Source organism: Hydrogenophaga sp. (genome assembly GCF_026125785.1).
GTDB lineage: Bacteria > Pseudomonadota > Gammaproteobacteria > Burkholderiales > Burkholderiaceae_C > Hydrogenophaga.
Map to the genome: position 1 here is coordinate 21,788 of NZ_JAHCKL010000028.1, position 22,221 is coordinate 44,008.

The window sequence follows — 22,221 nt, forward strand, 5'->3', positions numbered from 1 at the left end:
CCGTTGGACGATACATGCCTTTTCGCCTGCTCAGCCGCCTGACGCACACACAGGCGGTCTTCCTGATGGTTGCGGTGACCCTGATGTGGTCCATCGCCGGGGTGGTGTCGCGGCAGCTCGAATCGGCGGCACGCTTCGAAGTCACTTTCTGGCGCAGCGCCTTCACGGCGCTGGCGCTGCTGGTGATCCTGCCCTGGTGGCGCGCCGCCGACCGCGCCGCCGGCTTCATTCCGGACGATCCCGCTCAGGGTGCGATGCAGCGGCACTGGGGCGTGCTGTGGCGCTCCCGCGCGTTCTGGGTGTCGGGCGTGTGCTGGAGCGTGATGTTCACCGCCTTCATGCTGGCGCTGACCTTCACCACCGTGGCCAACGTGCTGGTCATCATGTCGGTGGGGCCCTTGTTCACCGCGCTGGTGGCCCGCGTGGCGATTGGCCAGCGTCTGGCGTTGCGCACCTGGCTGGCGATCTTGGCTGCCGGGGCGGGCATTGTCTACATGTACGGCAGCCAGTTCCTGCATGCCTTCGGCGACCCCGCGCTGCAGACCGGCGGGCTCGTGGTGGGATCGCTGGTGGCGCTGTGCGTGCCCGTGGCCAGCGCCATCAACTGGACCGTGGTGCAGCGCAGCCAGACCCATGGCGAGAAGATCGACCTGGTGCCCTCCGTGCTGCTGGGCGGCCTGCTGTCGTCTCTCTACACACTGCCGCTGGCGCTGCCGTTCCAGGCCACCGGCGCAGACGTCGCCTGGCTGGCACTGCTCGGCCTGGTGCAACTGGCCATACCCTGCGCACTGGCGGTGGTCTGCGCCCGCTCCCTCAAGGCGCCAGAGGTGTCCCTGCTGGCCTTGCTGGAAGTGATCTTCGGCATCCTGCTGGCCTGGCTGGGCGCAGGCGAAGCGCCCGGGCCCGAAGTGCTGGCCGGTGGCTCTCTCGTCATCGGCGCACTGGTGCTCAATGAACTGCTTGGCTGGCGTTCGCGCGCCGGCACCCCCCGCATCCAGACCCTGGACAGCCCCTCCTGACGCCGACACTCTCTCAACCGGAGACACCACCATGACCGCGACAACATCCGAAAGCCTCGTTCTTGCGGACGTGCAAGGCCGCGTCGGCTTCATCACGCTCAACCGCCCGCGCGCCCTCAACGCGTTGTCGCTGGAGATGATCCGGGCCATCACGCAGGCCCTGCAGGCCTGGCGCGATGACCCGGCGGTGATGGCCGTCGCCGTGCGCGGCACCAGCAAGGAAGGACCCTTTGGCGCGTTCTGCGCCGGAGGCGACATCCGCTTCTTCCACCAGGCCGCCCTGGCTGGCGACAGCGCGCTGGAGGACTTCTTTACCGAGGAATACGCGCTCAACCACCTCATCCACACCTATCCCAAGCCCTACATCGCCTTCATGGACGGCATCGTGATGGGCGGCGGCATGGGCATCAGCCAGGGGGCCAGCCTGCGCATCGTCACCGAACGCAGCAAGCTCGCCATGCCCGAAACCCACATCGGCCTGTTTCCCGATGTGGGCGGCGGCTACTTTCTCAGCCGCTGCCCCGGGCTTCTGGGCGAGTACCTTGCGCTGACCGGCCATGTTCTCAACGGCCGCGAGGCCATGGCCGCCGGGCTGGCCGATGGTTACCTGGATTCCGGCCGCCAGGCCGGGCTGTGGGCCTCGCTCGCGCAGACCCCGTTCGAGAACAGCGAGGCCGTGGAACGCTGGTGCCGCCGCCACCTGGACACCGCTCCCGTTCCCGGCAACTGGCCCATGGCCGAGATCCAGCGCATCTTCAGCCTGCCGGATGTGCCACAGATCATCCTGGCGCTGGAGCAGACCGACAGCGACTGGGCCCGCAGCACCGCGGCCACGCTGCGCCAACGCTCGCCGCTGATGCTGCATGTGGTGCTGGAACAGATACGGCGCGCGCGCGGCATGGGCCTGGCCGACGACTTGCGCATGGAGCGCGACATGGTGCACCGCTGCTTCCACCTGCGCCCCGGCACGGCCAGTGAAACGGTCGAGGGCATACGCGCACTGGCCGTGGACAAGGACCACCAGCCACGCTGGAATCCTGCGCGCATCGAAGACGTCAAGCCCGCTCAGGTGGCCGCGTTCTTCGACAGCCCCTGGACACCCCAGACCCACCCCCTGAGCCAGCTCGGTTGACCGTGCGATGACCTCCTGCCCTGGCGGCAGGCCTGGCATCGAAAGGCGCACCGTACGCAGCGCCTGCTGTTCGTTCTCAAATTCATGCGCTTTGTTCTCCCATGCTGCAATTCATGAAAGTTGACGGCAAATGGGTATGTGATGACGGCCGTTTACCACAAATGTGCATGGACACCCCATAACTTTTGCATTACAAATCGTGCTCCTTGACCCCCGCTCACAAGGCGGAATCACACCCAGAGGGAGCACACCATGGCCACCGAGAAGGAATGCGCCGCCATCGCGGCGCTGCTGGACAGCCGCCACAGGCCACCGCGGCACCAGGGCCCCACCCAGACCCAGACCTACATACCCCCCACGGGGTGGACTCCCTTGCCCGGCGCGCAGGACGCGAACAACGCCGACACCCCAACGGCCGGCTGCACGGCTCACCCGTTTGTTCATCCCCGTGGTGATTGCCTCATTGCCGTTCACGCCAGCCTGCAGTTTCAGCACGCGATTCACATCTCGACGAATGGCGAGGAGTTCCTCAGCAACCTCGCGCTGGACATCGGCCTGACGGCTTTCGCCGAACCCCTGCTCGACATCACCCGCGTGTACCTGCAGGCACGGCGTTGGGCGCAGAGCCAAGGCCTTGACCCGGCCCGCATCACCTTCACAGGGCACGGCGTAGGTGGCGGGCTGGCCGCGGTCATGGCCGTCTGGTTCGACCAACCCGCCATCGTCTTCGCGCAGGCGCCGCTGCGGGCGGTGGCGCTCACACCCGGTGACTTTGCGGCCGTGCAGCACGAAGTGGCGTCGGCCGTGCCACCACTGGGCAGCATGGACCCCGCCGTCCAGGCACTGGCCACGTTCATCCGCGCTCCCAAGGAACGGCTGCGAGAGCGTGCCGCCCGGCGGGTGGCGCATTGGCATGTGCAAGGCGAAGTGCTGTACCCCCTGAGGTCCGGGGCCACGGCCATCCTCGGTACCGAGCACGTGATCGACGCAGGCATGCAGGCAGGCTCCATCGACGAAGCCATTGCCCTGCACGACGTTCGGCTTCTTGCCGCTTTGCTGTACGACCCCCGCCTGCCCACGCTCTGCCAAACCTCGCCCGACCTGCTGCCGCTGCTGATCGACAGGGAAGACAGCGGCCTCATCGACTCCCTGCTGGCCGACCAGCTTTCTGTCGGTCTGGAAAGGGACAGCGCTCTCCAGCGCTTCGTGACCGGCCTGATGGCGCCAACGAGCGACCGCGACACCCCCGACCTGAGCGAACAACGCGATCCTGAGAACGGCGCGATCGCACTGGACTGACCGTCTCTTTCAAGGAACTCCCGATGGGTTACTCGTTCGTCCAGCGGTGGCAGCGTCGGCTGCTGATCCTGCTGCTGCTCGCCGCAGGCGCCGCCTTCCTCTGGAGGGGTGGCGTTTCTCTGAACCTCCTGACCGCCATTGGCCTGACCAATCTGAGCGCCGCAGCCGCCGTGCTCCTCGTACGGTCGTCAAGCCTGGTGCGCTGGGTAGGCGTCATGGCCAGCCTGGTGAACCTCTATGGGGCATGGGTGTGGTTCGTGCTCTGGGCGGTGAGGTTGAGATAGGCCATGGCGCCATGCGGGACCCACGGCATCTCGATCCGGACAGCGCTGGCTGTTTGCAATCTCCCTATTGATCCCCCGTTCGGTGAACCACTCCCTGGAGACATCACATGCTTGAACTTGGTGTAGGCGCGGACATTGTCCGGGGAATTGGCTGGCTGTTCATCGGGCTGATGGTTGCGGCGATTGCAGCGGCACTGTGGATTCCCAAGAGCAGGCTCGGCAAGGCCATTGCGACGGTGGGGGTGTTGGGCGGAATCGGGGCCATCTATGTGCCGAGTTTTGTGCAGCAGTATGAATACAAGCAGCGTTACGCCAAGGCGAAGGCGCTGTTTGACGAGCGTTGCAAGACGGCGGGGGAGAAGATTTACCGGACTGTGGAGGGGGTCGAGGGGATTTTCCTGATGCGGCTACGCGTTGCGTCTGAGGCCGGCTGGTTCAACGATCAATACACTGCCTACGATATTTTTGCAGGAGACGATGGTGGTAGTGGTTCGACAGGTAGCCGCACTGAAAACTACAGTAAGCATAAACCGCCTCCAGATACATACATTCTGTCACTTCTTCGCCCTGTAATCGTGGATCCTCCTATTAAGGACTCCCCCGACCCTTTCTCCGCTGGAAAATATCTATTTGTCGAGTTGGAGGATCCTGCTGATGGCCAAATCTATCGATATACCGCAAGTTATTTTTCTGTAAATAGGATCACGCCAAAAACTCAGCCCTGGGTGCGGGATATTCGCCTTGATCGAGTGCCAATTCAGAAGAGAACTGCGCGCTACGGAATCTCATGGGAGGATGAGACTCGACCAGGGGATCGCGAATTTTGGATTGCAGGTAGTTCGGTTCGCGTGGTCGATCTGGAGTCGAATCAGGTTATTGCCCAACGTACCGGTTTCGTCATGGATCCGAAGTTGGGAAATACGGCCGGTTTTCGTTCGCCGTGGGGGTTTTCTCTTCCGTGCGGAAATTATGCGCCGCAGCAAAGGAAGACCTCCTATTTTGTCGAACGCGTACTTAATCCATCCACGAAGGAAAATCCATGACAACCAACAATTTTGCGGCAATACTCAAGTACGCTGGTGTTCAAATGGCCGCTGAATCCTTGTTTTCCTTCAGACCTGGCCAACCTGACGCCGCCAGCGTCCCAGGGGTGGAGCGCTCATACGGATTGATATCTACAGCGGACCTCGTGTTCGGGAATGGGCGTAGCAGCAAATTCACATCCGATCAGGCTTCTCAGTTTGCTGATCCGAGTGCCGGCTGGAGCGTAGTCGAACACAAAAGCAACACCAGCACCGGCTTCAGCGGGACGCTGTTCAAGAACAACGCCACCGGAGAGCTGGTGCTGAGCTTTCGCAGCACCGAGTTCGCCGACGACGCGGCGCGGGACAACCAGGCGACCAATGTGCTGGAGATCCAGTCGTTTGGCTGGGCGTTTGGGCAGATAGCGGACATGAAGGCCTGGGTGGAGAGCCTGTACGCCAGCGGCAAGATGGCGGGCGGGGCGGCGCCCACGGTGACCGGCTACAGCCTGGGCGGGCACCTGGCCACGGCGTTTGCCGAACTCTGGCCAGAGCGTGCGGCTGCCGTCTACACCTTCAACGGTGCCGGGGTGGGGGAGATGAAGGACGGCGCCCGGCTCATGGACGTCATCAACACCTTCAACGCCATGCGCGGCGGCGACACCACGCTGGTGACGGCCAGCTTCACGTACCAGACCGTGCGCGCCCAGTATGAAACCCTGCGCGAGAAGTACGGCCATGGGGGGAGGACCGTCGAGGCCACCGATCTGGAGGCCCTCAAGGGCCTCGCGGCATTCCCTACGGCCATTGGCGAGCAGTTCGGCGTACTGTACGAGGCGCTCAAGCGCATCGACAGCATTGCCAAGGAAGCCGTGCGGGTGAACCAGGACGTCACCAACGCGGGCGGCACCGGTCCGGCGAAGGTCAACCTCAACGCCATCGAAGCCCTCAAGCTGGACTACCAGCTTGCCGTGCTCATGGCCCAGAAATCCACCGAGGCCTACCGCAGCGGCGTGGTCCTGGGGGGCTGGCAGGCCCTCACCGACCGGGAGGAAGACCCCGCGCTGCTCAGGCCCGGGGTCTACGACATCTTTGGCGCCAACAAGCCTTCGGCCGTGGCGAATTCCCAGCACCACTATGGCAAGCCTGTGCCGGTCTACATCGAGGACCAGCCCCTGGCGCGCGGCAACATCGTGATCAGTGCCACCGTGGAGAGTGTGCTGAACGTGGAAGCCAAGCTCCTGGTGAATGACTTCAGCAAGAACGATTTCGGCGACAGCCACAGTCTGGTGTTGCTGGTGGACTCGCTTGCCGTACAGGCCCTGCTGGCGCGGCTGGACCCGTCGTTGAACACGCGCAAACTCGCTGCAAGCCCGGGCACAGACCCTGCGGACGCCGACCTCGTGATGGAGCGCATCCTGCAGACCGCAGGCAATCTGCGTGGTAACAGCGAATTCCTGCAGCAGGGGGAGGCCGAGGGTGACACGCTGGAGAACGTGCTCAATGCACTCTCACGCATGCTGGGCGTGGCGGGCACGCCGCTCAATGGCGACCCCCATGGCGGCACCTGGGCGCGCGTGGAGAACAGTGGCAGCTACACCGGCAGGGAGGAGTTGCACAAGACCTTGAAGGCCATTGACGAGAAGGTCACGGCATCCGGGTTGGAGGGGCGGTTGATCGTCAAGCACGTGGACAGCCACATTGCCGCCGACGCCCGTCTGGACTTTGGCGCGCTGCTGGCGCTCAAGACCCTGAGCCCGTTCTACCTGGACGCCAAGGACCACGCCGGCCAGACCGCGCTCAACGCCATCTGGCGCGAGGCGCATGGCAGCGACTTTCTGGCCTGGCAGTCGGACCGAGGCGCGGTGCTGTACGGGACGGCTTACCAGGGGCTGGGTTTCACGGATGAGTGGCTGGCGGACAGGGCGGCGATGTTGCAGGCGCTGGCCTTTCGGAATCAGCACAACGTGGGCGAGACGAGCCCTACGGCGCCGAATCCGTCGTTCGGGTTGCAGGCAGGCCAGTACCTGGACATGACCACTGGAACCACCGTCATGGTCGGGACCTCGACGGCGTCCACGCGCCAGGTGGTCTTTGGCACGCAGGGGGCAGAGATGCTGCAGGGCGGCATGGCAGACGACCGCTTCTATGGCGGCGCGGGCGACGACAACACGCTGCATCTGGATGGCGGTGGTCATGATGTGGTGACCATGAACTCGAAAGATGCGGTCCGAGTCATGGGGCAGTCCTTTGCGGACGTGGCAGTGCGCAACGTCGTGCTTGGCGATGGCAAGCTGGACGAATCAAGCCTGTTGCTGACGTTCGATGTGGACAGGCTCGCACAGTGTTCTTGGGCGATGGCGGTGCGAACACCCTGCGCTTGGGCGCGGGTTTCACGACCGCCAAGACCGAGGTCAGCCGCTCGGGCAACGACATGGTGCTCAAGTGGACCGGCAACACGGCAGACTCGGTGACGGTCAAGGGTGTGTTCAACGGCAACACGGTGGTGACCGCCAACGCCGTGGAAACCGTGGCCTTTGTCGAGGGCGGGAGTCTGTCATTCGCGGACCTGATGGCCCGGCTGGTGCAAAGCGGCACCACAGGCAATGACACCATGACTGGCCTGGGTGGCTACGCCAACACACTCCTGGGCCTGGCGGGCAACGACACCCTCACGGGCAACACCCTGGCCGACACACTGGACGGTGGTGACGGCAACGACACGCTCAATGGCGGCGAAGGGAACGACACCTTGTTGGGTGGCAAAGGCAACGACGCCCTCAACGGTGGAGCGGGCAACGACATCTACGTCTTCAATGCCGGTGACGGTGCGGACAGCATCACCGACGTGGATGCAACGGCAGGCAACAACGACACCTTGCGCCCGGGCGCGGGTTTCACGACCGCCAAGACCGAGGTCACCCTGATCGGTGGGACCGGCAACAACACCCTGCTGGGTGGCGACGGCAACGACCGCTTCCTCCTGGGCACGGCCGAACTGACCGGGCTGGCCAGCTCCCGCTTTGAAGGCGGTGCAGGGCGGGACGTGCTGGCCCTGGCGGGCGACCAGAAAGGGGTGAGCCTGAACCTCACGGCCCTGGCCAACACGGTGCTGCGCCAGATCGAGCAGATCGACCTCACCGGCGGGGGCAACAACACGCTGCGCCTGGGGGTGGACCAAGTGAAGGCGCTGCCCGACGCGGGGACCAAGGCCTTGCAGGTGCTGGGCAACGCGGGGGACGTGGTGCAGGCGCTCAGGGGCAGCACGGGGAGCTGGAGCCTCAAGGGCACGCAGGTGATTGATGGGATCGAGTTCAACAACTACGGCCACAGCAGCCTGACGGACTACCTGGTGCAGGTGCAGAAGGGGGTGGGGTGGGTGTTGATATGAGGGGGTGGGCGTGCGAGGTGTGTTGCGTGAGGTGTGGGTAAGGGCTTCGACAGGCTCAGCCCGAACGGTGGAGGGACTCGGTCCGAACGGAGGAGGGACTCAGTCCGAACGGAGGAGGGACTCAATCCGAACGGAAGGGTGGCGCTCAGCCCGAACGGGAGCGTGGCGTTCAGCCCGACGGATCTCCCCATCCCGTTCGCCCTGAGCCTGTCGAAGGGCTTGCGAACCGCAGGCGTGGGGCTTTCGGCTCATCCACAAGTCCCGCATGGGCCGCACCCCGTCGGGATAGAGGTGGCGAAAAAATCCGGTCGGCGTCTTGCCTCTTTACAACTGCCGGTACACAGCCTCTGCCAGCGTCATGAGGGCCGCGCGCGACAGCGGGCCGCTCAGGGCGTAGCCAAAACCCTGGTCCACCCAGTAGAAGCCGGGGACAGGGCCCTCGTCTGTGAAGCGGAAGGCGGTCTCTTTGGATGTGAGGGGGGAGGCCGGTTGGCCACCAGGCGGCTCGGACAGGGCGCCCAGGTAGAGCGTGATGCGCACGCCCTGGGTGTCCTGGAACATGAACTGGGCGCGTGCACCGGCATCGCCAGGCAGCAGGCGCCCGCCGACGAGTTCGTAGCCCAGGGTGGAGAGGTTGGGGACCTTGAGTTCGCGGCCGGTGCGCCGCGAGAGCCATTGCACCAGGTGGGTCTGGTCGGCTGCGCTGACTTCCACGGGATGGCGTTTTTCGGCGCTGAACACGGCATGGGCCAGCGCGGCGTCGCGGGCAAACACAGGCAGGGGGGATGCGGGCTGGGTGTGGCGGGCCAGGCGCTCCGTGGCGGTGTTGGACCATTGGGCGCGCGCCAGCCAGCCTGCGGCGAAGGCGAGCAGCACACCGGCCGCAAGACCGCCCCAGCGCTGCCATTGCGCGGCTCGCTGGCGGGTGTCTGCCATGCGCAGAACGGCATCGCGCATGGGCTCCGGCACGTCGTGGTCATCGTGCAGGTCGCGGTACAGGCCGCGCAGGGCCTGGCGCTGTGCCTCCCAGGCTGTGAAACGTTCGCGGCCGGCGGTGTCGTGTGCCAGCCGGCTTTCCAGGGCCGCACGTTCGGCGGCGGGCACCTGACCGTCGACCAGGGCATGAATCTCGGCGTCGGTCAGTGGCGCGTGGGGGGAGGAAGATGTGTCCATGGCGGGCAGCGAGGGCTACTTGAGCCGCTTGAGGTGTGCGGATCGGGGCGTGGGTGTCGTGTGGGCGGTGGTCTCCATCAGCGCCTGGAGGCGGGTCCTGGCGCGAGAAAGGCGTGACATCACGGTGCCGATCGGTGCTCCGGTGATCTGCGCTACCTGCTGGTAGCTCATGTCTTCCAGGCTGACGAGCAGCAGCACGGCACGCTGGTCTTCGGGCAGCAGCAGGAGGCAGCGTTGCAGGTCCAGGGCGAGGTCCTGAGCGGGGTCTGGCGCCGCCAGTTCGGCACCAACGTCTTCCAGGTCAACCCGGGTGAGGCCGCTGGCGCGCCGCAGGGCCTGGCGCACGCCGCTGGCATGAAGGTTGTGCATCAAGGTGAACAGCCAGGCGCGGAGGTCCGAGCCCACCGCCCAGAGCCGCCATTTGCTGCAGGCGCGCTCCAGGGTGTCCTGAACCAGGTCGTCGGCGGCCCAACTGTCGCCGGTGAGCGCGCGCGCGTAGCGGCGCAGGCTGGGGATGTGGCCTATGAGCTCGCCGGTGTTCATCGCGGGGAGGGGCCGGGACCGCCTCAGGGCCGGGCGGTGCGCCAGACCCCGTTGAAGCCCTCGCCCGTCATGTCGCCGGGCTTGGTGTCGCGCACCCAGTAGTAGAGCGGTTTGCCCTTGAAGGCCCACTGTTTCTGGCCGTCGTCGCGTGTGATGACGGTGTAGTCGCCGCTGGCACTGTCGTTGGCGCTGGCCATCAGCGGGGGCCAGTTGGTGGCGCAAGGGCCGTTGCAGACCGATTTGCCGCTGCCGGCGGCATCACGGTCGAAGGTGTAGAGCGTCATCTTGTTGGGGCCCACGAGCACGCCGCCGGCGGACTGGGCGGGTGTTGCGGAAGCGTACATCGAGGAGGCGCAGCCGCCGAGTGCGGCTGCAGCCAGGGCAAGGGTGATCAGGGTTTTCTTCATGGCGCGTTCTCCGGGTGGGTGGACAGGGCAGAGGCAAGCACCTTCTGCCTTGGAACGAACGCCAGCGGCGCGGGTTTTATTCCCGGTCGCCGAAAAAAACTCAGCGGCTGCGGGACTTCAGGGCGCGCTCGACCTCGCGCTTGCCTTCACGGTCCTTGATGGTGTCGCGCTTGTCGTGTTCGGCCTTGCCCTTGCCCAAGGCAATTTCGCACTTCACGCGACCGCTCTTCCAATGCAGGTTGAGGGGTACCAGGGCGTAGCCCTTTTGCTCGACCTTGCCGATCAGCCGACGGATCTGGTCCTTGTGCAGCAGCAGCTTCTTGGTGCGCACGGCATCCGGACGCACGTGGGTGGAGGCGCTCAGCAAGGGGTTGATCTGGCAACCGATGAGGAACATTTCCCCATTGCGGATGACCACATAGCCATCGGTCAGCTGAACCTTACCCTCGCGCACGGCCTTGACTTCCCAGCCCTCCAGCACCATGCCGGCCTCGAAGCGTTCCTCGATGGCGTAGTTGAAGAGCGCCTTCTTGTTGTCGGCAATGCGGCTGTCGGTGCTGCCCTTGGCGGCGGAGTCTTTGCTGTTTTTGGTGGCCATGAAGGGAAAAATGGGGCCGTTTGGGCCCCCTACAATGCCCCGGATTGTATGAAAACCATCCAGAAGTCCGTTTTGCTGTGGCACAGCGCACACGAGATGTTCGCCCTGGTCACCGATATCGAGCACTATCCGCGCTTCCTGCCCTGGTGCGACCAGGGCGAGGTACTGGAGCGCACCGAGGACGGCATGGTGGCGCGGGTCGGCATGGCCATCAGCGGTCTGCGTCAGAGTTTCACCACCCGCAACATCCACGAAGCCGACCGCCGGGTACGCATGGAGCTTCTGGATGGGCCGTTCTCACAGCTTGACGGGCTGTGGGAATTCACGCCACTGGGCGATGGCAGCCAGCGCGCCTGCAAGGTCGAGTTCCAGTTGAGCTACGGTTTCTCCAATGGCGCGCTCGCCACGCTCGTCGGGCCGGTGTTCGACAAGATCGCCGGCAATCTGGTGGACGCGTTCGTCAAACGGGCGGACGAGGTGTATGGGTAACACCCCCCTGCGCCGCTGCGCGGCTTCCCCCCTCTCTGGCGCGCCTTCGGCGCTGGGAGGGGGGACGATGCCTTGGGCCGGCGGAGCCGGACCCTCGGCATCTCTGGGTGAGGGGCGCCTCGCTTCGCTCGCTTGGGCTGGTGGCGTACTTTTGGGTGGGGGAGGCTCGTCTGGCCGGGTGGCGTGGCTGTGTCCCGGGGTGTCCTGACCATGCGCGTGTCCTTGATCTACGCGGCCGGACCTCGCACGGTGCATGAGTTGGCGCTCGATGTGCCGCCGGGTTGCACGGTGGGTCAGGCGTTGGCGCTGGCGGGGTGGCTGGAGCGGTTTCCGGAGATATTGGCGGAAGGGCTCACGCTGTGCATCTGGAACCGCGGGGTGGATGCCGGGCGTGTCCTGCGCGAGGATGACCGGGTGGAGGTGGTGCGGCCTCTGCGGGTCGACCCCAAGGTGGCCCGGCGCGAGCGTTTCGTCGGGCAGGGCGCCCGAGGCACGGGCTTGTTTGCCCGGCGTCGGCCGGGCTCCAAGGCCGGTTACTGAGTGGCAGCGGTCTTGGGCAAGGGCCCGCAGTCGGCGCGGATGATGTCGTCCATGCGCCGGGTTTCGGCGGCCTTGGTCTTGTCGTCCATGATTTCCCGTTCGCCCTTGGCGTTGGTCGTGGCCAGGCGGGTGCCGGATTCCATCACGCTCTTGGCCTTGCGCGCACGCTCGCAGCTCTCGGCACGGCCTTTGGCCACGCGCTGCTCCTCGGCCTTGCGGCGCGCCTGTTCGGCGTCTTCGGCCTGCTTCTTGCGGGTTTCCAGTTCTTCGTCGCGCCCGGAAATCTGGGGGGCTGCCGCGGGTGCAGAAGCCGGTGCCGCAGCGTTCTCGGCGGCAGGCGCCACCAGGGCCGGAGCGGGCGCCTGACGCAAGCCGCCCGGGCTTTTGAGGATGTTTTTCTCGGGCACGCTGGCCGGCGGCGGTGTGTCGCTGAACACCTTGCGGCCGGTCCCGTCGACCCATTGCCATTGCGCGAGCACCCAGGGGCTGGCGGCGAGCAGCAGCGTGGCCACGCCAGCGTGGCGCCAAAGGGGGGTGAGTGAGCGGGGAAATGACATGGTCGTGCCAGTGTAGCCCTGGGCCATGGCCGTTCGATGAGCCATGCCGGGCGCGCGGCGTGCAAGCCGCCGGAGCGGTCGGATTTCGGGCTTGAACGGTAGGCGCCATGCACAACCCCGTGCGCCTTTGCACACGGGACGGACGGGTACAATCCCGTCTTTTGGAGCTTTACCCATGCGCCTTCTTGGCAAAGCGCTCACCTTCGACGACGTGTTGCTGGTGCCAGCGTACTCCCAGGTCCTGCCCAAGGACACATCGCTCGCCACCCAGTTCTCCCGCAACATCAAGCTCAATCTGCCGCTGGTCTCGGCCGCCATGGACACCGTGACCGAGGCCCGCCTGGCGATCGCCCTGGCCCAGGAGGGCGGCATCGGCATCATTCACAAGAACCTCTCCGCGCAGGAGCAGGCGGCCCATGTGGCCAAGGTCAAGCGCTACGAGTCCGGCGTGTTGCGCGACCCGGTGGTCATCACCCCGGGCACCACCGTGCGCCAGGTCATGAAGCTCTCGGACGAGCTGGGCGTCTCCGGTTTTCCGGTGGTCGAGGGCGGCAAGGTGGTGGGTATCGTCACCGGGCGCGACCTGCGCTTCGAAACCCGCTACGACATCCCCGTGAGCGAGATCATGACGCCGCGCGAGCGCCTGATCACCGTGCCCGATGGCACCACGCCCGCGGACGCCAAGGCGCTGCTGCACAAGCACAAGCTCGAACGCCTGCTGGTGGTGAACGACGCCTTCGAACTCAAGGGCCTGATCACCGTCAAGGACATCACCAAACAGCTCAATTTCCCCAACGCCGCGCGCGACGCGGCGGGCCGCCTGCGCGTGGGTGCCGCGGTGGGCGTGGGCGAGGGTACCGAGGAGCGCGTGGAAGCCCTGGTGAAAGCCGGGGTGGACGCCATCGTGGTGGACACCGCGCATGGCCACAGCAAAGGCGTGCTGGACCGCGTGCGCTGGGTCAAGCAGAACTACCCGCAGATCGACGTGATCGGCGGCAACATCGCCACCGGTGGCGCCGCCACCGCGCTGGTGGAGGCCGGTGCCGACGCGGTCAAGGTCGGCATCGGTCCGGGTTCCATCTGTACCACCCGCATCGTGGCTGGCGTGGGCGTGCCGCAGATCATGGCCATCGACAACGTGGCCAGCGCCCTGCAGGGCACCGGCGTGCCCATGATCGCCGACGGTGGCATCCGCTACAGCGGGGACATCGCCAAAGCCATCGCGGCTGGCGCCAACACGGTGATGATGGGCGGCATGTTCGCCGGTACCGAGGAAGCGCCTGGCGAGATCGTGCTCTACCAGGGCCGCAGCTACAAGAGCTACCGGGGCATGGGGTCCATCGGCGCCATGCAGCAGGGCAGTGCCGATCGCTACTTCCAGGAAAGCAGCACCGGCAACCCCAACGCCGACAAGCTGGTGCCCGAGGGCATCGAAGGCCGTGTGCCCTACAAGGGGTCGGTCATCTCCATCATCTTCCAGATGGCTGGGGGCCTGCGGGCAGCCATGGGATATTGCGGCTGCCCGAGCATCGAGCACATGCGGCACAAGGCCGAGTTCGTGGAAATCACCTCCGCCGGCATCCGCGAAAGCCATGTGCACGACGTGCAGATCACGAAAGAGGCCCCCAACTACCGCGCGGACTGAGCCCATCCGCCCCTCAGGCCGTCCAACGAGACGGCCTTTTTCATTTTCCGCCGCCCTCCACGAACAACGCACCCGCCATGCAGCACCAGAAAATCCTCATCCTCGACTTCGGTTCCCAGGTCACCCAGCTCATCGCGCGGCGCGTGCGCGAAGCGCACGTCTACTGCGAGGTGCATCCCTGCGACGTGAGCGACGAGTGGGTGCGCGAATTCGCCGCCGACGGTCAGCTCAAAGGCGTGATCCTCTCCGGCAGCCACGCCAGCACCTACGAAGAGCACGACCTGCGTGCGCCCCAGGCGGTGTGGGATCTGGGCGTACCGGTGCTGGGCATCTGCTACGGCATGTTCACGATGGCGGTGCAGCAGGGCGGCCAGGTCGAGGCCAGCACGCACCGCGAGTTCGGCTACGCCGAGGTGCGGGCCCATGGCCACACCCGCCTTCTCAAGGACATCGCCGACTTCACGACACCCGAAGGCCACGGCATGCTCAAGGTCTGGATGAGCCACGGTGACAAAGTCACCGAACTGCCCCCGGGCTTCAAGCTCATGGCCAGCACGCCGAGCTGCCCCATCGCCGGCATGGCCGACGAGTCGCGCGGCTACTACGCGGTGCAGTTCCACCCCGAAGTGACGCACACGGTGCAGGGGCGGGCGTTGCTGGAGCGTTTTGTGCTGGAGATCTGCGGTACGCGGGCCGACTGGATCATGCGCGACCACATCGAAGAGGCGGTGCAGAAAATCCGCGAGCAGGTGGGCGACGAGGAGGTCATCCTGGGCCTGTCCGGCGGTGTCGACTCTTCCGTTGCGGCCGCCCTGATCCACCGGGCCATAGGCGACCAACTGACCTGTGTCTTCGTCGACCACGGCCTGCTGCGCCTGAACGAAGGCGACATGGTGATGGACATGTTCGCCGGCAAGCTGCACGCCAAGGTGGTGCGCGTCGACGCCTCGGCGCAGTTCCTCGGCCACCTCGCCGGCGTCAGCGACCCCGAGGCCAAGCGCAAGATCATTGGCCGCGAATTCGTCGAAGTCTTCAAGGCCGAGGCCGCCAAATTGACTTCGAGTGATACATCAAGAAAAGGCGCTAAGTGGTTGGCGCAAGGCACTATTTACCCCGATGTGATCGAATCCGGTGGTGCCAAGAGCAAGAAGGCCGTCACCATCAAGAGCCACCACAACGTGGGCGGCCTGCCCGAGCAGCTGGGCCTGAAACTGCTCGAACCGCTGCGCGACTTGTTCAAGGACGAGGTGCGCGAGCTCGGCGTGGCCCTGGGCCTGCCGCACGACATGGTCTACCGCCATCCGTTCCCGGGACCGGGTCTGGGTGTGCGCATCCTGGGCGAAGTCAAGAAGGAATACGCCGACCTGCTGCGCCGGGCCGACGCCATCTTCATCGAAGAACTGCGCGCCACCATCGAGCCCGGCAGCGGCAAGAGCTGGTACGACCTGACCAGCCAGGCCTTCACCGTCTTCCTGCCCGTCAAGAGCGTGGGGGTGATGGGCGACGGCCGCACCTACGACTACGTGGTGGCCCTGCGCGCCGTGCAGACCAGCGACTTCATGACCGCCGACTGGGCCGAACTGCCCTACAGCCTGCTCAAGAAGGTCAGCAGCCGCATCATCAACGAGGTGCGCGGCATCAACCGCGTGACCTACGACGTGAGCTCCAAGCCGCCGGCGACGATCGAGTGGGAGTGAATTGACGTCCTTCGAGGACTATCGCCAGCTATCGAAAAACTGACGTAACGTGTTGATTTAGAAGAAAATACGTCGCAACAGCTATCGGTAGCTATCGCCGGCCAGCAGAAAAAGTTGACGGTAGAGCTGACGGTAAAAATCGAGGCCGGATTAAGACACTCTCGTTCACTATTCAGACTTTTACCGTCTTTGACGGTAAAAGCCTTCTCGGGAAAGCTTGTTTCATGGGGCTTTCCGGGCATCAGCAGGTCTCCAGGTCCCTGACGGTAAAACCTGACGGTAAATCCGTCACATGCCGGAGGAAACCTCGATGCTGACCGACGCCGCACTACGTAATTTCAAGCCTAAGTCCAAGATTTATAAGACTTCTGACCGAGACGGGATGTACGTGACGGTATCGCCTGGCGGAACGATCACGTTCCGCTACGACTACCGGCTCCACGGCCGCCGCGAGACACTGACCCTCGGACGCTATGGCCCTGGTGGCATCTCGCTGGCAATGGCGCGCGAACTGCTGCTGGACGCGCGCAAAGCCGTTCTCAAGGGTGTCTCGCCCGCGCTGGAAAAGCAGCGTGAGAAACGCCGGGTGGTCGCCATCAAGACCTTCGGCGCGGCGATGGAGACGTGGCTGGCCAACGCAAGGCTGGCCGACAGCACCCGCGCCATGCGCAAGCACATCATCGACCGGGACATCCTGCCGGTCTTCCAGAATCGCCTGCTGACCGAAATCCAGGCCGAAGACCTGCGGGCCTTGTGCAACAAGGTCAAGGAGCGTGGGGCGCCGGCGACGGCGGTACAGATTCGGGACATCGTGAAGCAGGTCTACATCTACGCCATCGCCCACGGTGAGAAGGTGGATAACCCCGCCGACAGCGTGGGCGCGGCCTCGATCGCCACCTTTGTGCCGAAAGATCGTGCCTTGTCTCCGCTGGAGATCCGGCTGTTCATGCAGCAGATGGAATCGGTGGCGACCTATCCGACCATCAAGCTGGCGCTGCGCTTGATCCTGCTGACGCTGGTACGCAAGAGCGAACTGATCCACGCCACCTGGGATGAGGTCGATTTCGAGAGCAAGACCTGGACGATTCCTAAGCAGCGGATGAAGGGGCGCAACCCGCACATGGTCTATCTATCGCGCCAGACGCTCGACATCTTCGTGACGTTGCACGCCTGCGCGGCGGGATCAAGGTTCGTTTTTCCGTCTCGCTATGACGCAGAGCGGTGCATGTCCAACGCCACTTTGAATCGCGTCACGGGGCTCGTGGTGGAGGCGGCAAAGACCAAGGGACTGCCGCTGCAACCCTTCACCGTCCATGACCTGCGCCGGACCGGCTCGACGCTGTTGAACGAAATCGGCTTCAACCGAGACTGGATCGAGAAGTGCCTGGCGCACGAGGACGGGCGTTCCTCGCGCTCGGTTTACAACAAGGCCGAGTACGCCGAGCAGCGGCGCCACATGCTGCAAGAGTGGGCCAACCTCGTCGATGCCTGGGGCGGTGGGCAGACGTACGTGCCGAAGCTGTTACCGGCGAACGTGGTGGTGCCGGCGTTGAGCGCGATAGCCTGAAACAGTTGCTTGGTTGTCACTTGACAACCAAGCAACTCATCCCCATACTGGAGATCATTGATGGCTCGTTCCCCTCATCCGAAGAAAGATGTCGAGGAAGCTCTCAGGCATGCCGAAGGGCAGGGCTGGCGCGTCGAAGTCGGCGGCAGCCACGCTTGGGGGCGGATGTATTGCCCTTACAACGATGAAGAATGTCGCTGCGGCGAGTTCTGCATCACCAGCGTATGGAGCACGCCGAAAAATCCCGGCAACCACGCGCGCGCCTTGCGGCGCGTCGTGGACAACTGCATCACGCACCGGCCGCAGCGCGACGCTGATGATGGTGCCAAGGAGTAGCGCGATGGAATACACCTTCATTCTGAAATACCAGCTCGCCGACGACGACCGCGATACGGATGCACTGGTGGAGCGCCTGGGCGAAGCCGGCTGCGACGATGCCTTGATCGGCATTGGGCAGCCGGGTCGGTTGGCGCTAGAGTTCACCCGCGAGGCAGCGGATGCGGACGAGGCCGTGCGTAGCGCGCTGGCCGATGTGCGCGGCGCCGCACCGACCGCGCGATTGATCGAAGTAGCGCCGGATCTGGTGGGTCTGACTGACGTGGCCGACATTGTTGGCGTGTCGCGGCAGAACATGCGCAAGCTGATGCTGGCGCATCCGGGCAGCTTTCCGGCGCCGGTGCATGAAGGCAGCGCGTCGATCTGGCATTTGGCGGACGTATTGGCGTGGTTGCAGGCCAAGGGCAGCTACTCGTTGGCCAAAGACGTGCTGGAGGTGGCGCGGGTGGCCTTGCAGGTCAACGTGGCAAAGGAGGGGCAGCGATTGCCGCGCTCGACATCCAAGGCACTGGAGGTTTTGATTGGATGAGCGCCGCTGCTTGGCCTTATGCCTCGCTCGAACCCGCCCGGACAGGGCGGGTTTTTCGTAAGTGGACATCCGGTTTCGATACGCCGGCGCGCGGAGCCTGCTTTCGTTCTTCGACCCAGGCTTCCACTTCTGCCAAGTCCCATACCACGCAGCGTGGTGTCAGGTTGAAGCGACGTGGGAACTCACCGCGACGCTCCATTTCGTAGATCGTCGTTTCGGCGAGGGGAACGATCTGCCGCAGTTCCTGCCGGCGAATGGTGCGACGGAAGGGAAGGACACTGCGCGTTGGAAATTGCGGCAAAGCCTCGTAGGCATCCGTTCCTGGCAAGGGGAGGCCGACATCGGTGCCGGCGGTATTGGGGGCTTGCGATAGCTGTTCCACCTCGGACTCCATGGTTCTGCTGCATGGAGACATGGTGAAGTTCAATACCTATCGGGACAACTTGCTGCGGCGTAGTGGAGCGGGTTCGATGTGGTACTTGGATGTTGCGTCCCGGCGTACCGCCGTCGGGTTCGCGGGCTGCGCCCCGCGCTTCGTGCCGAATCGCGGCCATCCGGCTTTGATCCCTGACGCCTTCGGCCCTGTTGGGCCTGCGCGCTGCGCTTGCTCAACGGCGGGTGTGTGCAGTGGGCGGGGTGTGGGCGGTCTTGCTGTTCCCTTCACCATATCACGGCGTTCTCGCCGTCAAGGGCGGCGCGCGCTTGTGCGCGCTTGCGTCCTGGCGGCCGTCTGCGACCCCTGACTGCTTGCGCTGCGCCGTGCTGGCGACGGTTCCGGGCAATTCCGCCCAAGCAACCGGAGCACGATCATGTCGCAACTGTCTTTTTCCTCGTTCGATACCTCACTGATGGTGCGTGATGCGCAGGGCCGCTACCTGCTGGCGACGACTGACCAGATTCTGGAGGCCGCGCGCCAGGCTATCGAGCACAAGATGCAGCGCGGTGCGTCATTCAGTTCGCCGGTGGCGGTCAAGGAGTACCTGCGCGCCAAGCTGGCTGGGTTCGAGCACGAGGTGTTCGCCGTGCTGTTCCTGGATACGCACCATTGCTTGATCGAATATGCCGAGATGTTTCGAGGCACCATCGATAGCGCATCGGTGTATCCGCGCGAAGTGGTCAAGCAGGCGCTGCGGCTCAATGCGGCGGCGGTCATCGTTTCGCACAACCACCCGAGCGGGAATCCTGAGCCGAGCGCGGCCGACAGGGCACTGACCCAGCGGCTCAAGGAGGCGCTGGCACTTGTGGACGTTCGCATTCTGGATCACATCATCGTCGCGGGCGGCAACACCACATCATTCGCCGAACGCGGCCTGATCTGACCAAGGGGGCTTCGGCCCCCTTTTTGCTGCGTCCGGTGGCGCAACTCCGGCCCGCGCGGGCCTGCGCGCTTCGCTTGCCGAGAACCGGGGAACGTGAAGGTGCAAGGGAGGCGGTCTTGCTGTTCCCTTCATCGTGCCACGGCGTGCTCGCCGTCAAGGGCTGCGCGCCGATGGCGCTTGCGTCCTGGCGGCCGTCGTTGACCCCTGACTGCTTGCGCTGCGCCGTGCCCCGGAAGGGTCGGGCAACTCCGCCCGGCAACCTTTCAGGAGTTCACCATGAACAACGCACTCATCACTGACGAGCAGCGCGTCGTGCTGCTGGCCAATGGCTGCAAATCACTGGAGAACCCGGACTTCGATCCGGCGCCCGTGGTCAAGCTGTTCACGCCGGATGCCGGCGCGACCTGGCTGCTGACCGAGATTGATCCCGACGACCACGACCACGCCTTTGGTCTTTGCGACCTGGGCCTGGGGATGCCGGAAATCGGCTGGGTCAGCCTGGGCGAACTGGCGGCCGTGCGCGGCGGGCTGGGCCTGCCAATCGAACGTGACCTGTCTTTCCGGGCCGAAAAGCGGTTGAGCGCCTATGCGCGCGATGCGCGCCTGGCTGGGCGAATCGTTCAGTGATTGCGCGGGGCGTCGCAAGATGCCCCGTTCAAGGTTTCAGCAGATCCGGCAGGCAGTCGGCGAATGCCGGCTGGATCTTGCTCACGGGCTTGGTCACGGCTTCATCGCCGGTGAGGACAGCCATCGTCATGCCGGTCATGGTCGTCAGACCGTTCGAGCTGCGCAGCACTTGCAGCGCAAGATCGACCGGGAAGCCGTCGACACTGCGCCGAAGCGGATGAATGCCGCCATGCACGAATGAGTTCATGCCGTGCCAGGTCACATCCTTGAAGTGCAACAGCATCTGGTGCGCGGCTGCCGGCGCGCCTTGTCCGACTCGCTTGCCGATCTGCTCAATCATTTCGCTGGCGCCAGGCAAATTCTTGGCTGCCTGTTCGCTCTGCTGCGTCAGTGGCGCCAGCAACTTGTCGATCGCTGCGTCGCTAGCTGCGTAGAGCAGCCACATTGCCCGTGTCATGGCCTCGAACTGCAGGCGCATGAGGCCGACGGCAGACGTGGGCAGTCGCAGCGACATCAACGCTCGCATTGCCGCCGCATGTTCCATAGCCACCAAGCACATGCCGAGGGCAGATTCGCCACGGGGCGATCCATCGAACTCGGCATTGCCCAGCAATTCATCCAGCCGTTCGTGCAAGGCATTGGAGCGGTGAAGCATGTGCTCCAACGGGTCGTTGTTGATGATGGTTTCCTCCATAGGGGGATGGTAGGACAGTCGTGCGTCCCCGGCCAAGCAGACATGGCCGGTCGCGCTGTCGTGCTGCGCATCGAGCCGCCTGCGGTGTCTCGCCCCTTCGGGCTTCCATCGTTCCCTCGCTCCGCTCGGCTGACGCCTCCGGCCCGGCTTCCAGCTTCGGGCCTGCGCGCTTCGCTTGCCGTGCGATTCGGCAGACAGGGAAGGCCGTTGCCATGTCCAGCCGTCTCCCCTGACTTCATCACCTCCACCGCGACTGTAGCCCGCGCCCGTGTGCCGTCAAGGCGCGCAGGGCCGTGTCCTCGGCTGCGCCTGCGGGCCGCACCAACCCTGCGCTTGCCTCCTTGACGGCACCCGTTCGCGCGCTCCTGACCGTCGCGGGCGATGAACTCAGGAAAGACGGTGGCAACAGGGCCAACCGGGTTCCTCGTGCCGACCGCACCGAACAGCCGAAAGGCTGGGCTCCGAATCTAGGAATCCGGTGTGCGGTTTTCTTCAACAGCCTTTTTGTTCAGGAGAAAGACATGCAAATCGCATCCCGTTTCGCTTCCCGCTCCCCGTCGCTGCGCAGCGACTCCCCGCTGTCCGATGACCAGATTCGCAGGGTGGCCCCGTCCATTTTCGCGGACGCCCCGCATGAGAGCCGTTCCGAACGATACAGCTACATCCCCACCGCCGCCGTTCTGACCGAGCTTCGCAAAGAAGGCTTCCAGCCCTTCATGGTGACGCAGACCAGTGTGCGCGATGAAGGCAAGCGCGAGCACACGAAACACATGCTGCGCCTGCGCCACGCCAGCCAGATCAACGGCGCGGAGGCTAGCGAAATCGTGCTGCTGAACTCGCACGACGGCACCAGCAGCTATCAGATGCTGGCCGGAATGTTCCGCTTCGTGTGCAGCAACGGCCTTGTGTGTGGTGACACAGTGGCTGATGTGCGCGTGCCCCACAAAGGCGACGTGGCCGGTTCCGTCATCGAAGGTGCTTTCGAGGTGTTGAGCGGCTTCGAGCGCGTGAAGGAATCGCGCGACCTGATGCGCAGCATCACTTTGGACGATGGCGAATCCGAAGTGTTCGCCCGCGCTGCGCTGGCGTTGAAGTACGACGACCCGGACAAGCCCGCGCCCATCACCGAATCGCAAATCCTGATGCCGCGCCGGTTCGACGACCGCCGCCCCGACCTGTGGAGCGTATTCAACCGCACACAGGAGAACTTGACCAAGGGCGGATTGCATGGCCGCAGCGCCAACGGACGCCGCCAGCAAACCCGACCCGTGCAGGGCATTGATTCCGATGTGCGCCTCAATCGCGCCCTTTGGATGCTGGCCGACGGCCTGCGCCAGTTGAAAGCCTGAATCC

24 protein-coding genes are annotated in these 22,221 nt (G+C 64.7%); 17 read left to right on the forward strand and 7 right to left on the reverse strand.

Translation table 11 applies throughout. The features are described 5' to 3' along the window. The first annotated feature begins 14 nt into the window (after positions 1 to 14). The 7 genes from KIT53_RS18665 to KIT53_RS18695 all read left to right on the forward strand — a co-directional run bounded on the left by KIT53_RS18665 (position 15) and on the right by KIT53_RS18695 (position 8,147). A complete protein-coding gene (locus tag KIT53_RS18665; RefSeq protein ID WP_297755865.1) occupies positions 15 to 1,019 on the forward strand; it encodes a DMT family transporter in 1,005 nt (334 codons plus the stop codon). Between the two features lie 31 nt (positions 1,020 to 1,050). After that, positions 1,051 to 2,151 (forward strand): enoyl-CoA hydratase/isomerase family protein, encoded by a 1,101-nt coding sequence (locus KIT53_RS18670; RefSeq protein ID WP_297755867.1) that lies wholly within the window; start codon positions 1,051 to 1,053, stop codon positions 2,149 to 2,151. 252 nt (positions 2,152 to 2,403) lie between these two features. Continuing rightward, positions 2,404 to 3,450 (forward strand): hypothetical protein, encoded by a 1,047-nt coding sequence (locus tag KIT53_RS18675; protein WP_297755869.1) that lies wholly within the window; start codon positions 2,404 to 2,406, stop codon positions 3,448 to 3,450. A 23-nt stretch (positions 3,451 to 3,473) separates the two neighbouring features. After that, positions 3,474 to 3,734: a hypothetical protein gene (locus KIT53_RS18680; protein ID WP_297755870.1), complete on the forward strand. Its 261-nt coding sequence runs from the start codon at positions 3,474 to 3,476 to the stop codon at positions 3,732 to 3,734. 107 nt (positions 3,735 to 3,841) lie between these two features. Next, complete coding sequence (locus KIT53_RS18685) at positions 3,842 to 4,777, forward strand: hypothetical protein (RefSeq protein ID WP_297755871.1); 936 nt, start codon at positions 3,842 to 3,844, stop codon at positions 4,775 to 4,777. Between the two features lie 299 nt (positions 4,778 to 5,076). Further along, positions 5,077 to 7,230: a hypothetical protein gene (locus KIT53_RS18690; RefSeq protein WP_297755872.1), complete on the forward strand. Its 2,154-nt coding sequence runs from the start codon at positions 5,077 to 5,079 to the stop codon at positions 7,228 to 7,230. Continuing rightward, positions 7,137 to 8,147, forward strand: coding sequence for a calcium-binding protein (locus KIT53_RS18695; protein WP_297755874.1), 1,011 nt, complete (start codon positions 7,137 to 7,139; stop codon positions 8,145 to 8,147). Before KIT53_RS18690 ends, KIT53_RS18695 begins: the two co-directional genes overlap by 94 nt. A gap of 324 nt (positions 8,148 to 8,471) precedes the next feature. Here KIT53_RS18695 and KIT53_RS18700 read toward each other — a convergent pair whose 3' ends face one another. The 4 genes from KIT53_RS18700 to smpB form a co-directional block, all read right to left on the reverse strand. After that, positions 8,472 to 9,320 (reverse strand): anti-sigma factor, encoded by an 849-nt coding sequence (locus KIT53_RS18700; RefSeq protein WP_297755875.1) that lies wholly within the window; start codon positions 9,318 to 9,320, stop codon positions 8,472 to 8,474. Between the two features lie 15 nt (positions 9,321 to 9,335). Next, positions 9,336 to 9,863, reverse strand: coding sequence for a sigma-70 family RNA polymerase sigma factor (locus KIT53_RS18705; protein WP_297755877.1), 528 nt, complete (start codon positions 9,861 to 9,863; stop codon positions 9,336 to 9,338). Between the two features lie 23 nt (positions 9,864 to 9,886). Next, positions 9,887 to 10,270, reverse strand: a complete 384-nt coding sequence (locus tag KIT53_RS18710) for a hypothetical protein (RefSeq protein ID WP_297755879.1) — start codon at positions 10,268 to 10,270, stop codon at positions 9,887 to 9,889. Between the two features lie 100 nt (positions 10,271 to 10,370). Then, positions 10,371 to 10,868: an SsrA-binding protein SmpB gene (smpB, locus tag KIT53_RS18715; RefSeq protein ID WP_297755881.1), complete on the reverse strand. Its 498-nt coding sequence runs from the start codon at positions 10,866 to 10,868 to the stop codon at positions 10,371 to 10,373. A gap of 48 nt (positions 10,869 to 10,916) precedes the next feature. On the opposite strand from smpB, the gene KIT53_RS18720 reads away from it, so the two are divergent. Together KIT53_RS18720 and KIT53_RS18725 are read left to right on the forward strand one after the other, a co-directional pair. After that, the gene (locus KIT53_RS18720) at positions 10,917 to 11,357 is read left to right on the forward strand and encodes a type II toxin-antitoxin system RatA family toxin (RefSeq protein WP_297755883.1); all 441 of its coding nucleotides are present in this window, start codon (positions 10,917 to 10,919) and stop codon (positions 11,355 to 11,357) included. A gap of 210 nt (positions 11,358 to 11,567) precedes the next feature. Then, the gene (locus KIT53_RS18725; protein ID WP_297755885.1) at positions 11,568 to 11,897 is read left to right on the forward strand and encodes an RnfH family protein; all 330 of its coding nucleotides are present in this window, start codon (positions 11,568 to 11,570) and stop codon (positions 11,895 to 11,897) included. Here the strand turns inward: KIT53_RS18725 and KIT53_RS18730 are convergent. Then, a complete protein-coding gene (locus tag KIT53_RS18730) occupies positions 11,891 to 12,454 on the reverse strand; it encodes a DUF4124 domain-containing protein (RefSeq protein ID WP_297755886.1) in 564 nt (187 codons plus the stop codon). The two genes, KIT53_RS18725 and KIT53_RS18730, sit on opposite strands and share 7 nt — an antisense overlap. 175 nt (positions 12,455 to 12,629) lie before the next feature. Between KIT53_RS18730 and guaB the strand changes: the two genes are divergently transcribed. From guaB to KIT53_RS18755, 5 genes are all read left to right on the forward strand, one after another. Next, positions 12,630 to 14,099, forward strand: coding sequence for an IMP dehydrogenase (gene guaB / locus KIT53_RS18735; RefSeq protein WP_297755888.1), 1,470 nt, complete (start codon positions 12,630 to 12,632; stop codon positions 14,097 to 14,099). A 77-nt stretch (positions 14,100 to 14,176) separates the two neighbouring features. Continuing rightward, positions 14,177 to 15,796: a glutamine-hydrolyzing GMP synthase gene (guaA, locus tag KIT53_RS18740; RefSeq protein WP_297755890.1), complete on the forward strand. Its 1,620-nt coding sequence runs from the start codon at positions 14,177 to 14,179 to the stop codon at positions 15,794 to 15,796. A 310-nt stretch (positions 15,797 to 16,106) separates the two neighbouring features. Continuing rightward, positions 16,107 to 17,363, forward strand: coding sequence for a tyrosine-type recombinase/integrase (locus KIT53_RS18745; RefSeq protein WP_150359707.1), 1,257 nt, complete (start codon positions 16,107 to 16,109; stop codon positions 17,361 to 17,363). A 60-nt stretch (positions 17,364 to 17,423) separates the two neighbouring features. Beyond that, complete coding sequence (locus KIT53_RS18750; protein WP_150359708.1) at positions 17,424 to 17,699, forward strand: hypothetical protein; 276 nt, start codon at positions 17,424 to 17,426, stop codon at positions 17,697 to 17,699. Between the two features lie 4 nt (positions 17,700 to 17,703). Continuing rightward, a complete protein-coding gene (locus KIT53_RS18755) occupies positions 17,704 to 18,228 on the forward strand; it encodes a DNA-binding protein (protein WP_150359709.1) in 525 nt (174 codons plus the stop codon). Positions 18,229 to 18,244: 16 nt separating this feature from the next. On the opposite strand, the gene KIT53_RS18760 is transcribed toward KIT53_RS18755, so the two are convergent. Continuing rightward, the gene (locus tag KIT53_RS18760) at positions 18,245 to 18,622 is read right to left on the reverse strand and encodes an AlpA family phage regulatory protein (RefSeq protein WP_150359710.1); all 378 of its coding nucleotides are present in this window, start codon (positions 18,620 to 18,622) and stop codon (positions 18,245 to 18,247) included. 415 nt (positions 18,623 to 19,037) lie between these two features. Here KIT53_RS18760 and radC point away from each other — a divergent pair, with 415 nt between their 5' ends. Next, on the forward strand, positions 19,038 to 19,547 hold the full coding sequence (gene radC, locus KIT53_RS18765) for a DNA repair protein RadC (RefSeq protein WP_047289094.1): 510 nt from the start codon (positions 19,038 to 19,040) through the stop codon (positions 19,545 to 19,547). Positions 19,548 to 19,823: 276 nt separating this feature from the next. After that, positions 19,824 to 20,174: a DUF2958 domain-containing protein gene (locus KIT53_RS18770; protein ID WP_150359711.1), complete on the forward strand. Its 351-nt coding sequence runs from the start codon at positions 19,824 to 19,826 to the stop codon at positions 20,172 to 20,174. A 28-nt stretch (positions 20,175 to 20,202) separates the two neighbouring features. Here the strand turns inward: KIT53_RS18770 and KIT53_RS18775 are convergent, their stop codons facing one another. Then, a complete protein-coding gene (locus KIT53_RS18775; protein WP_150359712.1) occupies positions 20,203 to 20,868 on the reverse strand; it encodes a hypothetical protein in 666 nt (221 codons plus the stop codon). A 521-nt stretch (positions 20,869 to 21,389) separates the two neighbouring features. Between KIT53_RS18775 and KIT53_RS18780 the strand changes: the two genes are divergently transcribed. Continuing rightward, positions 21,390 to 22,217: a DUF932 domain-containing protein gene (locus KIT53_RS18780; RefSeq protein ID WP_150360004.1), complete on the forward strand. Its 828-nt coding sequence runs from the start codon at positions 21,390 to 21,392 to the stop codon at positions 22,215 to 22,217. Positions 22,218 to 22,221 lie beyond the last annotated feature (4 nt).

Coding starts and splice junctions, on each gene's coding strand:
- KIT53_RS18665 (WP_297755865.1), top strand. CDS start 15: ATGCCTTTTCGCCTGCTCAGCCGCCTGACGCACACACAGGCGGTCTTC.
- KIT53_RS18670 (WP_297755867.1), top strand. CDS start 1,051: ATGACCGCGACAACATCCGAAAGCCTCGTTCTTGCGGACGTGCAAGGC.
- KIT53_RS18675 (WP_297755869.1), top strand. CDS start 2,404: ATGGCCACCGAGAAGGAATGCGCCGCCATCGCGGCGCTGCTGGACAGC.
- KIT53_RS18680 (WP_297755870.1), top strand. CDS start 3,474: ATGGGTTACTCGTTCGTCCAGCGGTGGCAGCGTCGGCTGCTGATCCTG.
- KIT53_RS18685 (WP_297755871.1), top strand. CDS start 3,842: ATGCTTGAACTTGGTGTAGGCGCGGACATTGTCCGGGGAATTGGCTGG.
- KIT53_RS18700 (WP_297755875.1), bottom strand. CDS start 9,320: ATGGACACATCTTCCTCCCCCCACGCGCCACTGACCGACGCCGAGATT.
- KIT53_RS18705 (WP_297755877.1), bottom strand. CDS start 9,863: ATGAACACCGGCGAGCTCATAGGCCACATCCCCAGCCTGCGCCGCTAC.
- KIT53_RS18710 (WP_297755879.1), bottom strand. CDS start 10,270: ATGAAGAAAACCCTGATCACCCTTGCCCTGGCTGCAGCCGCACTCGGC.
- smpB (WP_297755881.1), bottom strand. CDS start 10,868: ATGGCCACCAAAAACAGCAAAGACTCCGCCGCCAAGGGCAGCACCGAC.
- KIT53_RS18720 (WP_297755883.1), top strand. CDS start 10,917: ATGAAAACCATCCAGAAGTCCGTTTTGCTGTGGCACAGCGCACACGAG.
- KIT53_RS18725 (WP_297755885.1), top strand. CDS start 11,568: ATGCGCGTGTCCTTGATCTACGCGGCCGGACCTCGCACGGTGCATGAG.
- KIT53_RS18730 (WP_297755886.1), bottom strand. CDS start 12,454: ATGTCATTTCCCCGCTCACTCACCCCCCTTTGGCGCCACGCTGGCGTG.
- guaB (WP_297755888.1), top strand. CDS start 12,630: ATGCGCCTTCTTGGCAAAGCGCTCACCTTCGACGACGTGTTGCTGGTG.
- guaA (WP_297755890.1), top strand. CDS start 14,177: ATGCAGCACCAGAAAATCCTCATCCTCGACTTCGGTTCCCAGGTCACC.
- KIT53_RS18745 (WP_150359707.1), top strand. CDS start 16,107: ATGCTGACCGACGCCGCACTACGTAATTTCAAGCCTAAGTCCAAGATT.
- KIT53_RS18750 (WP_150359708.1), top strand. CDS start 17,424: ATGGCTCGTTCCCCTCATCCGAAGAAAGATGTCGAGGAAGCTCTCAGG.
- KIT53_RS18755 (WP_150359709.1), top strand. CDS start 17,704: ATGGAATACACCTTCATTCTGAAATACCAGCTCGCCGACGACGACCGC.
- KIT53_RS18760 (WP_150359710.1), bottom strand. CDS start 18,622: ATGGAGTCCGAGGTGGAACAGCTATCGCAAGCCCCCAATACCGCCGGC.
- radC (WP_047289094.1), top strand. CDS start 19,038: ATGTCGCAACTGTCTTTTTCCTCGTTCGATACCTCACTGATGGTGCGT.
- KIT53_RS18770 (WP_150359711.1), top strand. CDS start 19,824: ATGAACAACGCACTCATCACTGACGAGCAGCGCGTCGTGCTGCTGGCC.
- KIT53_RS18775 (WP_150359712.1), bottom strand. CDS start 20,868: ATGGAGGAAACCATCATCAACAACGACCCGTTGGAGCACATGCTTCAC.
- KIT53_RS18780 (WP_150360004.1), top strand. CDS start 21,390: ATGCAAATCGCATCCCGTTTCGCTTCCCGCTCCCCGTCGCTGCGCAGC.